The sequence below is a fragment of the Streptomyces yangpuensis genome (genome assembly GCF_024666385.1).
GTDB lineage: Bacteria > Actinomycetota > Actinomycetes > Streptomycetales > Streptomycetaceae > Streptomyces > Streptomyces yangpuensis.
This window is the reverse complement of sequence record NZ_CP102517.1, coordinates 26,100-40,016: the sequence shown is the minus strand read 5'-3', so window position 1 is coordinate 40,016 and position 13,917 is coordinate 26,100. Positions and strand designations below refer to the sequence as shown.

The window sequence follows — 13,917 nt, the reverse complement described above, 5'->3', positions numbered from 1 at the left end:
AGCGCCACGACCAACGGCAACCCCGCGAAGTTTCCTGCACTCCGCGACAGGCGCCGTGAGCCCCTTAGGTGCGGCACCGGCCCGGCTCCACGCGGTCGGGCCGCACTGCCGGGAACACCCGGCAGCAGGACTCCACGAAAGGGACCACGTACGTGAACATCACCCCCGGCGGATGCGCCGGCCCGCGGCTGTCCGTGCTGCTCCTGGTGGCGGCCGCCGCTGTTGCAGCCGCGCAGAGCGAGGCGTGGGCGAGTGCGGTGGGAACTGCGGTCACCCTGTACTCCGTCCTGACCATCGGCAGCCAGGACCGGAGGAATTGACCATGGCCCGTACGAAGCCGACCGCCGCCCACCTTGCTCTGATCCGCGCCCTCAAGGAGCACGGGTGCAAGCCCAGCCCGACGCAGGTGGAGCGCTGGCAACAGGAGGGCTGGGTTCCCAAGTCCTCGACCTGGTTCGAGCCCGGCTCCCTCACCATTCAGCCGCACATCCTGCGTCGGGCCCTGATGGTGGCGCTCACCGTGCGGCAGGGCCGCGGGATCGGGTGGACCGGGTGGTTCCTGTGGGCCTCCGATGCCACCCCCGAAAACGCCCAGCGGCTACGGACGGCCCTGGTCGCGCATCTGAAGCGGCCGCTGGCACGGGCGGGCGTAGACAAGATCCCCACCGGGAACTCCAACCGGGCGTTCCAAGCCCGACGAGCCGCAGCCACGAAGATGCTCAGGAATCGCCGTTTGCCGCGGCGGGACCTGGACGAGACTCTGCGCGCCCACGCTGCCGAAGTCGGGCTCGAACTGCCCCGCTTGCCGGACGCCCTCCCGAACGTCTTCCACCGGGCATTGATGGACCCCGGCGCCCGGCTACTCCTTGGCGGTGCCGCCGACCTCGGGAGCGAGGAGCTGCTGGAAGCGCTGGAGCAGGCCATGCCGAACCACACCGAGAAGATCGAGCGCATGCGCGAGGAGCACCGACAAGCCGAACTCGACGGAACTGACCTGCTGGCACAGTCCCCCTGGGGGCACGGCATCCCGGGCATGGTGCGCACCGTCGAGACGGCCGACGACCGCGACCTGTGCCACGCCGTGTACACGTGCACGCAAGCGACTGGCGCCCTTCATGACCTGATGCGGCGCTCCTCGGCCGATCCGGAGATCATCGCCTTGCTGATGAGGGATGTGATGTGGCAGCGGTGGGCCAGGGTCGGTGGCGTGACTCCGGAGGGGACACCCGGCTTGGCCGCCGTCGCCCTCAACACAGTCCAGTACCTGGCCGAGCCGGACTGGGCTGCGGACCTGGTTCGCTACATGGCCCTCATGCACGCCTTGGACGTCGCCTACCCCGCGCGCCGGGGCACCCTCGGAGGCGGGCTGGAGGCCTGAGTGCTGCGGGGCGAGCCGGCTTCCTGGCGGGGCCGGGGAGTCCCGCGCGCGGGACGGATCGTTCGAATGGTGCCGAACGGGCCGATGGGTCGGTGAGAGGTGCGAGAGGAGGTACGCGTGACGAGGTCACTCCAAGATCGCTGGTTCGGCATGAACCACACCAGGCGTGTCCTTGTCGCGGTTGTCCTCGCTGCCGCAACCCTGTCCTGCGCTGGCACCGCTCAGGCTGACGACGGGCCGGGTTCCAAGCGTCGATCCACGTACAACTCATTCGAATACGGTGTCGCGAACAACCTTCTGAGGGGGCATCGGTGTGGACGCATTCTCCGATGCGACTTCCATGATCGACACCCTGAACTAGCCCCGACCGTGCACGACCAGGCCCCCGGGGCCGCCCTCATCGAGGGGCGGCCCCGGGGGCCTGTTTTCGTGCCCGGCACAGGCCGGACGGGCAGCCGCGTCACTGGGCAGAGCACCCCGGCAGCCCCACCCGGATCTAGCGATGCCGGCCCCCAACGGCCACCTACTGACCGACATCTCACGGACGCTGGCCGGGGCAAAGACCGGTGTCAGAAAATTCTGACACTCAGGAATCGGCGCCTCCGGCTGGGTGAGGGATGGGGGCAAAAACCGGTGTCAGAAAATTCTGACACTCGGGATTCGGTGGTGGCTCGCGTAGGGCCGAGGGTTACGCTGCGGGCCGTACACCATGGATTTTTCGGAGAGGGCGGGCATGGCAGGTAAGCGCGTAGCGTCGTACAGCGAGAAGGGCGGGGTGGGGAAAAGCGCGCTGGCCGCCGGCCTTGCCGCAGTGGCCCGCAGGCGTGCCTTCGCTGGCAGGATCGGGACCGTCTACTCGGCGGACCTGGACCCCCGGGGCACCTTCACCTCTGAACTCGGCCTCGATACCGAGGCCCTTCCGTGCAGCCTCAACGACCTTCTGGCGGCCGACCCCAAGGGCGAGAAGGGCCTGGCGGCGGACGTCATGCTGGAGGCCGCAGAAGCCTGGTCGGGCGTCCGCGTACTGGCCGCAGAGCGGGCGCTCGCCAACCGCGAAACGGACCAGGCCACCGCTCTTGAGTTCCGGCTGCGGAGCGGCCTGGACGGGGTTGTGACGGACGACGACCTTGCAGTCATAGACCTACCGCCCCGAGCCGGCGGAAAGCTCGTCGTCTCGGGCCTGATCGCCGCCACCCACGTGGTCATCCCCGCCACGCTCGACGAGGACGGCCGGGTCGGCGCCCGCGAGGCACTCGACACGATCCGCCAGGTTCAGGAGACCTACAACCCTGGCCTTCAGGTGGTCGGCATCGTTCCCAGCATCGTTCCCGGCGGGAAGAGCACCCTTGGCGACGTGATCGGGAAGTTCCTCGCGGACACCTACGGTCCGCTCTACCGAGACGACCTCGCCATCCCGCGCTACTCGATCCGTCAGCAGACCCGCTTCGCAAGGGTGCCGATCACCTCGCAGACGGGCAAAGAGGCGACTGCGCTCATGACCGCCTACGACAGCATCCTGACCGCCGCGGGAGTGGCCGAATGAGCAAGAACAAACTTCTTGCCCAAGGAGTTGCGAGCCTGGAGGCAGAGGCCGCCCAGCGCGTAAGCCGCGTTCCCCGCGCGGCGGATGCGAACCGGGACCCGGCCCTGCCTCACCAGATTCAGCCGACCGAAGCCCTCACCGTCGCGTCGACGCTGGTACCACCCCCATTCGAGACGTCCACCCTGGACGGAATGGACGAGGCCAAGCAGGTCGAGACTCTTGAAGCGGCATACTGGGACGCGGACCGGACGGAAGTCCGCAGCTTCCAGCTCGCCAAGATGCGGGGCAGCCTCCTCAAGGGGGAACTGCTGCAACTGCTGCTCGACAGGCGCGCACACGAGCACCGCGGCCTGACCGTCGGGGACTACGCCGAGTCTCTGGAGATCAAACGGCAGTACGTGTACGACCTGATTGGTGCGGCCAAGGACATTCGGGCGCTGGCCCCGCTCATCGAGGAGACCTCAACCCCCGTGGTGGCCTCTCAGGCGGCCGTCCTCGCCCCCATCTACAAGGCCGACCCGGAAGCGGCTGGCTTGGTTCTCCAGGGCGCCAAGGACAGCGGCAAGCTGTCGGCCGCTTCCCTGACAGAGGCAGCACGTGAGCTCGGGCTGCTGCCCCCCGCAGACACCCCTGACCCGAAGCCGGCACCCCGCGCGCCCGCTTCGCCCTCCGACACGGTGGGCCGACTGGCCTTCGCTGACGCCTACAAGGTGCTCGCACCGAAGCGCATTGAGCTGCTGGTGCAGGACAACCCCGCCGCGGTCCTGGACCAGGCCGAGGCCATCGAGGCAGAGATCACCAAGATCCAGCGGCGCGTGGAAGCCGCCAAAAAGGCGGCCCAAAAGGCCATCGCCGCCGAGGCCTGACTTCCTCGTCACAGCACAAGAGACCCCCCGCACGCCTTGCGTGCGGGGGGTCTCCGTCTGCCGGGCGCTTCGCGCCTTAGCGCCGCAGCGGCTTGATCACGGATCGGTACACGGGAGCGCCGTCCCAGGGTTGGGTGAGGCCCACCAGCTGGTAGCCCAGGTGCTCGTACCAGGCGGCGGCCGGCGCCTCAGGGCGGACGGTGAGGGTGACCCGCTCGGCGGTGACTCCGTCCAGCAGAGCGGTGTGCAGGGCCCGGCCGACACCGCGGCCGCGCCGGTCGGCCAGCACGGCCAGTTCCATCACGACGAACGTGCGGCGCCCGTCCTCGCGGATGAACTCCTCCGGCAGGTCGGTGTCCAGGAATCCGGACCACCATCCGGTGGTGGACGCGAGGGGAAGGCCGTAGGCGAACCCGGCGAGCTCGCCGCCGTTGCGGGCCAGGACCAGCCGGAAGCCGGGCGTCTTGTGCTCGCGCTGGTAGCGCTCCAGGAACTCGGCGACGTCACGCGGTCCCTCGTTGTACGGGGGCTCGGCGAACACGGCTTCATAGACAGGGGCGAGGTCGTCCAGCTCGCGCCCGGCCGAGACGGTGTCGGTGACGGTGATGTATTCCACGGGACTCCTCATCGAGTGGGGCGAACACGATCCAGCTCGCGGCGGGCCACGGCCAGCGATTCCCGCGCCCGTCCCGAGGACACTTCGGTGAGCAGGGCCTCGCCCTGCTCGAGGTGATGCGCCGCCTCCTCTGCCTCCCCGGACCGGGCGAGCGCTCCGGCGAGGCCGGCCCGCTGCAAGGCCTCGTTGCGGGCGTAGGCGGTCTCCTGCCGTTCCAGGGAACGGCGCAGCCACGACACAGCGGCCCGGTGATGCCCGGCTGCCGTGAACAGCTCGGCCTGCGCCGAGGCGAGTTCGGCGGGACCGTGGAACAGCGTCCAGTCCGGTGCCGGCCGTGACCCGCGGTCCTTCTCATACAGGCGGGCTGCGTTCGCCAGCGTGGAGCGGGCCGACGCCGAGTCGCCCAGCATGGCGAGCGCCCGCGCCTCCCGGGTGGCCAGGATGGACAACAGCGACGGCGGCGCCCACGGCGCGGCGAGCTCCGCCGCCCGCCGGGCGTGGTCCAGCGCGTGCCGGGGCTGTTTCTCCCGTAGCTCCAGCAGCGCCATGGACGCGAGGACCAGGACGCCGAGGGAGTCGTCACGCAGTTCGGCCGCCGTCTCGCTGGCCTGCGTCCAAAACGAGCGGGCGCGCGCGTGGTCGCCTGCGTCGAAGGCGAGCCATCCGACGTGTTCGGCGGTCTCGCCGGAGATGAGCCGGAGCTGACGGCCGATCGTCTCGGGGTAGGACCCGGTGTCGATCAGGCGTCGCACGCGGGAGAGGTGGGCGGCGGCGAGCGGGCCGACCGTGGCGCCACCAAACCGGTCGTCCAGCCCGTACAGGGAGGCGAGGCCACGGCGCAGGTCGGTCACGGTGTCCGTGCCGATCCGGGGCGCGTCGTACGCGGTGGCCGGCGCCGCTCCTATCCCGGTTGCGCCGAGGGCGATGCCGCCCGCGGCGGCCAGGATGGTGCGGCGGTCCTGCATCGGATCGGGCCTCTCACGGAGTTCGGGGATCGGGTCCAGTACCGCCACGGAGGCCGTGACAGCGTTGCGGCGGTGCTCTGGAACCCGGAACCCGGCCTGTTCCAGGGGCACGCCAAGCATCGCTTCTAAGACCCGCTGACGGCCTGGCTGCGGGCACGGCGGTGATGGCGCTCGCCACCGGCGGATCTGCCGGTCGGTGACGTCCTCGCGTTCACCGATGCGGGCCGCGACGGCCGCGTACACGCGGATGAACTGCTTGGGGCTGCGCCAGCCGAAACCGTCGACCAGGTCCGCGAACGTCCTTGGCTCCTCCGCCGGTTCGGACATGGCGCCCCCTCGCGTTCCGTGGTGTGACCTCTCCTCGCACCGTAGGGCCACCCGGCCCGGACTTTCAGCGCCTCGGGGCAGAAAAAGTCCGCCTGAAAGTCCGGCACAGCCCACGCCCCGCCTTGCCTGTCACCGGTTGACTACCCACAGCACATCCCCCAGGGGGTGCGTCCTGGCCTAGCAACGGGGCGCACTCCCACCCCTACGCCGACAGGCAGGAGGCACGGACGTGACCAGGAACGACACGAACGTGTGGGTCGGGGAGGACGACGACCACCACCTGTTGGGGCGGGAGGTCATCCACCCCGGAACGGAGCGCACCGGCACCGTCGGAACCGTGTTCATCCGCACCTCTAAGGTCACCGGCAAGCCGGTCGGCCGGACCGCGCACATGCGCCCCATGGACGGCTCGGGGCGGGAGTGGACGGCCGACCCCCCGCGAGCTGAAACCCCTGCGCCTGCTCGCCCCGGACGTGGCCGCGGGCGCCCAGTGACTGGGCCCCGGGCATGGGTCGGCGACCAGGTCAAAGACGCCGGACGTCGTGCCGAGCGGATCGCCAACCCCTGAGACGGCCCCACGGCGGGGCTGCTGCCGACGCAGCCTTCCCCTGACGCTTCGGCACCCCCGACCGTGGGGCGTACGACCCCGGCCGGCCACCCGGCCCGGCCGGTACGCACGACCGAGAGGAGTACTGCCATGGCCAACAACAGCGGGAACAGCGGGAACAGCGGGAGCGGGAGCGGTGGAGGCAGTGGCAGTGGAGGTGGTGGTGGAGGGAGCCACGGCGGAGGGTCTGCGCCGATCTCCACCCCGCCCCCGCCGCCGCCGTCGAACCCCGACACCAGCACGCCCTCAGGTGGCGGGAAGCACCGGTAACCCATGACCGTCATCGCACACCAGGAGCGCCCCAGCCGTACCGAGCTGGGGCGTTGCCTCATGGAATCCGGCGCTCTCTCCTCCGACTGGGCGCCCGCCTTCGCCGCCGTCGACCGCGCGGCGTTCCTGCCTCAGGTGATGTGGCCGTTCATCCCGGCCGAGCAGCTCGGTGAGGCTCCCCACTCCCGCGCGGTGACCGTGGACCGGCGCACGGATCCGGCCGCCTGGTACGGATACGCCGACAGCGACTTGTCCGTCGTCACCCAGTGGGACGACGGTGCCCATCGCGGCGACCATCCGGGCACGGTCCCGACCTCGTCCAGCTCCCAGCCCTCGGTGGTGTTCCGTCTCCTCGCCGCCCTGGATGTCGACGCCGGGATGCGCGTCCTGGACGCGGGCACCGGCACCGGCGAGACCGCAGCCCTCCTGGCCCACCGCTGCGGCGCAGCCAACGTCACCACCATCGACGTGGACCCGGCCGTGTCGGCGGCCGCGCGGGAGCGGCTGTGCACCCTCGGCCTCTACGCCGAGGTGGTCACCGGCGACGCCCTCGCCGGCCACCCCGACCGCGGCCCGTACGACCGGCTGCTGTGCACGTTCGGCGTGCGCAGCATCCCGCACGCCTGGGTGGAACAGGTCAGGCCTGGCGGCGTCATCGTCGCCCCGTACGGCACGCACTACAGCAGCCGCGACGCCGCCGCCCGCCTCACGGTCCACGCCGACGGCACCGCATCTGGCCCGTTCGTCACCGCGGTGGAGTTCATGAAGGCGCGGTCGCACCGCACGGTGTGGCCGGACGCCGAGCAGTATGTCAAGGAGTGGCCGGGCTCGACCGGCACAGCCGTGCAGCCCGACCAACTCGCCGACGCGCACCACGCCGTCAGCCTTGCTGTGCCCCACGTCGCGCACACCACCCACACCGAACCCGACGGCGCACCGGCCGCCTGGTGGTACTCCCTCACCGATCGCTCGTGGGCGGCCGTACGGTGGCCGGAGGAGTACGGGCCGGGCATCGTCTACCAGCACGGCCCGCGGCGCCTGTGGGACGCTGTAGAGGCGGCCTGCGGGTGGTGGGAGGCCCAAGGCAGCCCCGCCCTGGACCGCTTCGGCCTTACCGTGGGACCTGACGGTGAGACACCATGGCTGGACGCCCCCGGAAACCTGCTGCCCGGGGCCCGCTGGCGATAGGAGAGGCGACGTGGACGCCGACAGGGAACCGCTCGCCGCGTGGGCGGAGCGCCGTGATCGACGACGCGAGTCCGACCGGCAGATCACCGGCCGCCGCCGAGCCGAACCCCTGGACCCGGCGGCCCGCGGCCGAGCCGCGCACCTCGCCCCCGACGCCCCCCGCGTCCTCTTCCAGCTCGACGAGGAGTCCAGTGAGTGGCTGCCCGTCGGAGTCGCCGACAACGCTGCCGAGGCCGCCGCCTTCATCCACGGGTGGTGACACCACCACCCACCCGAACCGTCCAGCCCCCTGCGCACCGCTGCAGGGGGCTTGTCTATGCCGAGTGCCTCCAGATCTCCCGCCCGTAGGCACCCAGCGGGGCGGGTCGAGGGCAGGTGTGAGACAGCACTCGGAGGGGGAGGCACCGTGCGGCTGCTGCCAACAATTTCATCGCTTGATGCGCACACCGTCAGGGATCTATCAGGCAACGGACTGCGTCTTGTGTGGAAGTGGTGGCGGGGGCGGACAGTGGCTCCCAAGGGGAGCCTGAAGGGGGTGTGGGGTGGGAGCGTTGGACCCATTGGGCCCGGAGGACCCGCAGCAGGTGGGGCGCTACAAGATCGTGGCGCGGCTGGGCTCCGGAGGAATGGGCCGGGTGTACCTCGGGCGCTCGCCCGGCAGGCGCCCGGTTGCCGTGAAAGTAGTGCGTCCGGAGCTGGCTGGGGATGGCGAGTTCCGGCGACGTTTCAAGCGAGAGGTGATGGCGGCTCAACGGGTCAATGGGGCCTTCACCGCCGGTGTGATCGACGCCGACCCGGACGGCTCGCCAGCTTGGATGGCGACCGTCTATGTGCCGGGTCCCTCCCTCGGCGAGGCACTCGCCGCTCACGGTCCATGGCCACTTCACTCGGTGCTTGCCCTGGCCGCTGGCATGGTTGAGGCACTCGAGGTCATCCACGCGGCCGGGGTCATCCACCGTGACCTCAAGCCGTCCAACGTGCTTCTCGCCGCGGACGGACCGAGGATCATCGACTTCGGTATCTCGGTCGCTATGGAGGCCAGTACGTTGACCCGGGCCGGCGTGCTGATCGGCACCCCCGGCTACATGTCTCCGGAACAGCTCCTCGACCGGGCGGTGACCCCGGCCAGCGATGTCTTTGCCCTGGGAGCAGTCTTGGCCTACACGGCCACTGGCGTCAGTGCGTTCGGTTCTGGCAGCTCGACCGCGCTGTGCATCCGTACCGTCCAGGAAGAGCCCAGCCTTGATGCCCTCCCTGGTGAACTTCGTGATGTCGTCGCCGCCTGCTTGGCCAAGGAGCCCGATCAGCGTCCGACCGTGGCCACACTGCTCGATCGGCTGACGGGCTCTCGCGGCAAGGACGGAAAGGGGCAGTCCCTCCGCCCCACACTTCTGCTCACAGAGCCAAGCTGGATGCCTGACCAGATCGCCCAGCTCGTTCAGCAGAACGATCCCCCCTCGCCCGCGCCGGACACACGGGCCACCGTGCCCGGGGGGCCCGACCGGCGCCTACGCGGTTCGAGGAAGTGGTCCTACGCCTTCACCCCCACGGGCTTTTGGGCCACCCCTAGGGAGAGGTACCGGGGGTCAGCCGCGTCCGACGGCCTGGTCTACTGCAGCAACGGCGCCCTGTACGCGGTGGATGTAACGAGTGGGGAGCAGCGCTGGGCCTATACCTCCGGCGGCAGGGCGTGGTCGTCGCCGACGGTGGTCCAGGGGCTCGTGTACTTCGGCAGTGACGACGGTCGGCTGTACGCAGTGGACGCGAGGAGCGGCGAGAAGCGCTGGTCCTTCACCACCGGTGGAACGGTGCGCACGTCGCCTGCGGTGGCCGGCGGAGTCGTCTACGTCGGCAGCGACGAACGCGGGCTTCATGCCGTGAGCGCGGAAACCGGGGAGCCCCACTGGGCCTTCACCACCGGCGGAATGGTGCGCTCGTCGCCGACGGTGGTCGAGGGGATCGTGTACTTCGGCAGTGACGACGGTCGGCTGTACGCGCTGGACGCGAGGAGCGGCGAGAAGCGCTGGTCCTTCACCACGGGCAGGAAGGTGCGCTCGTCGCCTGCGGTGGTCGACGGCGTCGTCTACGTCGGCAGTGACAACGGCAAGCTCCACGCGGTGGACGCAGATACCGGGCGGGAGCGCTGGTCTTTCCACACCAAGGCCCGCTTGCGCTCGTCGCCAGCGGTGGCTAATGGCACCGTCTATCTCACAAGCACAAGGATCGCGAGAGTGACAGATAGGGATGTGATGCCCAAGCTGTATGCGGTTGATACGGCCACGGGACGCGAACGCTGGTCCTACGAAATCGGTTCGCATTTTGAGGCCCTCTCGCCTGTGGTAGCCAACGGCATCGTCTACGTCGCCTTCGACTATCAGCTCTGCGCGTTGCAGGCGGATACCGGGCTACAGCACTGGGTCCACCCTCTGGGCAACAGCCCAGCCTCCTCGCCGGTGGTCGCCGACGGAGTCGCGTACCTCTCCGACGGGTCCAACAGGCTGTATGCCGTGCAGACATGAGGCAGGCGCCGCGGTGATATCCGGCTCGCGCCCACGAGCCGTCGGTCGTAAGGCTGCCTGACTGGTACACGGAAACCCCCGTACGCCTCGACGCACGGGGGTTTCTGCTGGGGTCTGCCCTCGTTGCTCTAAATGAGGACTGGTCTGTCCTTCTGCTGGAAGGGCGGGGCGGCGGGTGTACGGGGATCTGTGGGCGTGGGTGGCCGAGGAACCGGGGAAAGCGGCGGCGGCCGCCGTGATGATCGGCATTCCGGCGGCGGGCGCGCTGGCGCAGCAGCGGCAGAGGGACCGGGCCCGCTCTGGACGGTCCGACGGGTCGGAGCCGCGGCGGGCCGGGGACGCGGTGCTGGTGCGCTTTGTGGCCGGCCGAGACCTCAAGCCTGGTGACCCCTCCTCGTCGGCCAGCTGGTGGTGCGCGGGGGAGGAGGTGGTGCGCGACCGTACGGCCGCCGACCTCGCCGCCAGGGCCCCGGACGCGCCCGGGAAGGAGCAGCACTCGGTGCTGCGCACGATCGCGGCCGGCGCCGGACGGTGGTCCTGCTGGCCGGGCGTTGCCCGTGCATCGGTTCGGCTGGTCGTCCCCGCGGCCGTGGTGGCGGGCTGGAGCGGCTGGTGGTCAGTGGCGGCCGCCGGCACAGGTGTCCTGTCGGCCGCCGGGGTCGCGGCCGCGGTGACGGGCCCGGCGGTCCTGGGGTGGTGGCGCCCGCGGCCGGCCGGCGCGGATCTGGTCCATGGTCCGGGGATGTGGGCGGCCCTGCGTCCCGCGCTGGGGGTGGAGGAGTCGCAGCGCCGGGAGCGGTGGTTGGTGCTGTCCGATGACGTCTCGGTGCCCGGGGCCAGGGTGGTGCTGCGGCTGCCGGCGGGGTGGTCCGGGGGGGAGGCCGGGAAGCGGGCGATTACCGCCGCGGTGACCGATCGGCTGCCCGGTGAATGGTCGGAGAAGTGGCACCGGGCGGACTCCGCGCCTTTCGCTGAGTGGATCCGAAAGGAGCCCCCGCGGAAGACGCCGACGCTCCCGGAATCGGTCGCATGGAAGTCCAGTCGGGACCCGTATCAGGTGTATGTGGGCCAAGCCGTCCGGGGCTATGACCTGGAGGATGTGGTGATCCGCACCAAGTCCGCGACACCGCATTTCGGTGTGGGCGGCTTGACCGGATCGGGTAAATCCACGGTGCTCTACCTCGGGGTGGTGCACGCTCGACAGAATGGCGTTCTGGTCGACATCTTGGACACGAAGCAGAATTCCATGACGGAGGCCGAGGGAAAGAGCGGTGTCCGCGTCCACAAGACGCCCGCCGAATGCGTGGCAGCACTCGGTGAATACATCATGTCTATGATGGCCGCCGAAACCGCCCTCGGAAAAAGCGGTGACCCTGTCCTCAGGCAAATGCTCGTGCCGCGGCTCCTGGTGGCGGACGAGTTGCCCACCTTTATGAAAATGGCCCTGATTTGGTGGAAATATCAACTCAGGGGACGAGGAATCCCGCCGTTCGCAGAATGGTTCTCCATTGGACTCCTGCAAGGGCGCTCGGCCGATCACCGGTTCGGAGTGGGAGCGCAGCAGTGGGCGAATGCCTACTTCGGTGGGACGATGGAGCGGGCGCAGATCGGATGGAAAGCGCAGCTCGGATTCTGTGACTCCCCGTCGTGGTCGGTGGCTTTCGGTGCCTCCACGCCCGTGGTGTCCCCGGATACCAAAGTTCCGGGGCGGGGTGTGTTTTCGGACGGTCTCATCAACCCGGAGACGAATGGCCTGTGGGTGCGGGAGTTTCAGCCTTCTTACATTGTTCCGGAGGTCTCTGCCCGGCTTGATGCGATCCCGCCCGCGCCGGCGTGGTTCGACGCCGGCGAGCGGGCCCCGTGGATCACTGCCGAGACGCTGAAGACGGCCGAGTCGCTGGCTATCCCGGACTTCCTTGTCGGCGGCCGTTTCGGTCCTGCCCACCCCGTGATGGGTGGGGCTGTTACCCTCCGCCCAACCCTGGCGGGTGGGGTGGTTCCTCCCAGTTCAGGGGCGGTAACAGGGGTTCCGGTAACGGCTGGGGTAACAGGCGGGGTAACCGGCGCAGGCGGGGCTGCCCCGCAGCCGGCGGTGGAGCTGTTCAGCCTCGCCGAGGCATGCGGGGCGGGGCTGCTGCCGTGGGACTACGCCACGGCCAAGGTCTACAAGGGGCGCAGCGCGAGAAAGGGTATCCAGTTCCCTTCCGGGATTCCTGACGGGCGCGTCACCTACTACACGCGGGACGAGATTGAGGGCTGGCTTGAGCGCTGGCAGGCGGGCGCCCAGAGTCGCCCCTAACTCATTTTCGAAAAACCGCCCCGAGGTCTTATCGAAAGAGTGTAAATCCGTCAATGGCCGCACCTGGAGGGGGTTTAAGTCGTTGCGCGAGCATGTGGAACAGGAAAAAGAAGGAGACTCCGCAGCCACCTCCGACAAACCCGTGGGTATCCGTCGCTGAGTCTCAAAAAGAAACAGCAGCGCATTCGCAGACAAAGAGCGCCGCGCCGCCGTGGGCCATCGTTCAGGAGCGGCCCGCCGGCCTCGCTCGCCTCGGCCCCCTCGTGTTCTGGGGCGCGGTCGCCCTGGTGGCCTTTGCTGCGGCCCGCAGCATTCTCGCCCCCCACGAGCCGGCCCCGCAGGCCGTACCCGTGCCCGGACCGACCGCGGCCGCGTACCCGGAGGATGCCGCCCGAGCGCTCGCCGTCCGGGCCGCCCGCGCATACCTGACCTGGGACGAAGCCAAGCCGGCCGATCGGGCGCGGGAACTGTCGGCCGTCCTGGCGTCCGGGATGGACCCACAGCTGGGGTGGGACAGGCGAGGAGCGCAGACGGCCGGCCTGATCGTCCCCGGCCCGGTGGCCGTGGGCAAGGAAGGCCGCGCCCGGGTCCGGATCGACGCCCAGGTGTCCCCGGGGACGGGGCCAGCCCGGTGGGTGGCTCTGGACGTCCCCGTCGTGACGGGCGGTGCGGGGCGCCTCGCGGTGAGCGGCCCGCCCGCGCTCCTCGGCGTCCCCGACGGGCCCGCCTCCGGCCCACAACCCTCGACGCGAGGCGTTGACCTGGCGTTCTCCACGGCCACAAGGGGCGCAGTGGATGGCTTCTTCCGGGCCTGGGCGGCGGGTGGGGCCGCGCAGGCCGCAGCCCCCGGCACCGCCGTGCCGGCCCTGCCGGACGGGGTGGAGCTGCGGGCAGTGCAGGGGTGGGAGGCCGCGCCCGGCTCGGGAGCGGACCGGCACGGGGTGGCCCGGGTGGTGTGGGCGATCGGCGGGGGCGAGATCACGCAGGCATATCGGGTGCAGCTCACGCGCGTGGAAAGTGCGCGCGCCGGCCGCTGGCAGGTCGCCGGTATCTCCGGCGACGACCTGACCTGACAAGAGAAGAGGAGAGGCGAGTGTCTGAAGAATTCGTGCTGGCAGTGGTGACCGGAGCTGGTCTGAAAAGCACTGTGCTGCCTATCTGTGCAGCAGTCCTGATGTGCAGTCTGGCAGTCAAAGCGGTGCGGCTTTCGTGGGATGACGACTTCAACAAGAAACTCAGCTTCTTCGGCGGTGCAGCATTCTCCGCATTCTTCGTGATCATCCCGGAGACGTCGATGAAAGTTGTTGCTGATCTCGCCACGGCGGCCATGAGCTGATGC

13 protein-coding genes are annotated in these 13,917 nt (G+C 69.8%); 11 read left to right on the top strand and 2 right to left on the bottom strand.

Annotated elements, in window-relative coordinates:
* Positions 1 to 152 precede the first annotated feature (152 nt).
* From NRK68_RS36565 to NRK68_RS36550, 4 genes are all read left to right on the top strand, one after another.
* Entirely contained in the window at positions 153 to 320 is a 168-nt protein-coding gene (locus tag NRK68_RS36565) for a hypothetical protein (protein ID WP_257858470.1), read from the top strand.
* 2 nt (positions 321 to 322) lie between these two features.
* Positions 323 to 1,378, top strand: coding sequence for a hypothetical protein (locus NRK68_RS36560; protein WP_257858469.1), 1,056 nt, complete (start codon positions 323 to 325; stop codon positions 1,376 to 1,378).
* 709 nt (positions 1,379 to 2,087) lie between these two features.
* Positions 2,088 to 2,921, top strand: a complete 834-nt coding sequence (locus tag NRK68_RS36555; protein WP_257858468.1) for a ParA family protein — start codon at positions 2,088 to 2,090, stop codon at positions 2,919 to 2,921.
* A complete protein-coding gene (locus NRK68_RS36550) occupies positions 2,918 to 3,787 on the top strand; it encodes a hypothetical protein (protein WP_257858467.1) in 870 nt (289 codons plus the stop codon). Before NRK68_RS36555 ends, NRK68_RS36550 begins: the two co-directional genes overlap by 4 nt.
* A 76-nt stretch (positions 3,788 to 3,863) precedes the next feature.
* On the opposite strand, the gene NRK68_RS36545 is transcribed toward NRK68_RS36550, so the two are convergent.
* Both NRK68_RS36545 and NRK68_RS36540 read right to left on the bottom strand, forming a co-directional pair.
* Positions 3,864 to 4,403, bottom strand: a complete 540-nt coding sequence (locus tag NRK68_RS36545) for a GNAT family N-acetyltransferase (protein WP_257858466.1) — start codon at positions 4,401 to 4,403, stop codon at positions 3,864 to 3,866.
* A gap of 8 nt (positions 4,404 to 4,411) precedes the next feature.
* Positions 4,412 to 5,695, bottom strand: coding sequence for a tetratricopeptide repeat protein (locus NRK68_RS36540; protein ID WP_257858465.1), 1,284 nt, complete (start codon positions 5,693 to 5,695; stop codon positions 4,412 to 4,414).
* 229 nt (positions 5,696 to 5,924) lie between these two features.
* Between NRK68_RS36540 and NRK68_RS36535 the strand changes: the two genes are divergently transcribed.
* The 7 genes from NRK68_RS36535 (at position 5,925) to NRK68_RS36505 (ending at position 13,914) form a co-directional block, all read left to right on the top strand.
* Complete coding sequence (locus NRK68_RS36535) at positions 5,925 to 6,263, top strand: hypothetical protein (RefSeq protein WP_257858464.1); 339 nt, start codon at positions 5,925 to 5,927, stop codon at positions 6,261 to 6,263.
* Positions 6,264 to 6,575: 312 nt separating this feature from the next.
* On the top strand, positions 6,576 to 7,760 hold the full coding sequence (locus NRK68_RS36530; protein WP_257858463.1) for a methyltransferase domain-containing protein: 1,185 nt from the start codon (positions 6,576 to 6,578) through the stop codon (positions 7,758 to 7,760).
* A 10-nt stretch (positions 7,761 to 7,770) separates the two neighbouring features.
* The gene (locus NRK68_RS36525; protein WP_257858462.1) at positions 7,771 to 8,019 is read left to right on the top strand and encodes a DUF6087 family protein; all 249 of its coding nucleotides are present in this window, start codon (positions 7,771 to 7,773) and stop codon (positions 8,017 to 8,019) included.
* A 325-nt stretch (positions 8,020 to 8,344) separates the two neighbouring features.
* On the top strand, positions 8,345 to 10,279 hold the full coding sequence (locus tag NRK68_RS36520) for a serine/threonine-protein kinase (RefSeq protein WP_257858461.1): 1,935 nt from the start codon (positions 8,345 to 8,347) through the stop codon (positions 10,277 to 10,279).
* A 199-nt stretch (positions 10,280 to 10,478) separates the two neighbouring features.
* On the top strand, positions 10,479 to 12,578 hold the full coding sequence (locus NRK68_RS36515) for a hypothetical protein (protein WP_257858460.1): 2,100 nt from the start codon (positions 10,479 to 10,481) through the stop codon (positions 12,576 to 12,578).
* Positions 12,579 to 12,841: 263 nt separating this feature from the next.
* Positions 12,842 to 13,651, top strand: coding sequence for a conjugal transfer protein (locus tag NRK68_RS36510; RefSeq protein ID WP_257858459.1), 810 nt, complete (start codon positions 12,842 to 12,844; stop codon positions 13,649 to 13,651).
* 20 nt (positions 13,652 to 13,671) lie between these two features.
* A complete protein-coding gene (locus NRK68_RS36505) occupies positions 13,672 to 13,914 on the top strand; it encodes a hypothetical protein (RefSeq protein WP_257858458.1) in 243 nt (80 codons plus the stop codon).
* Positions 13,915 to 13,917: the final 3 nt, after the last annotated feature.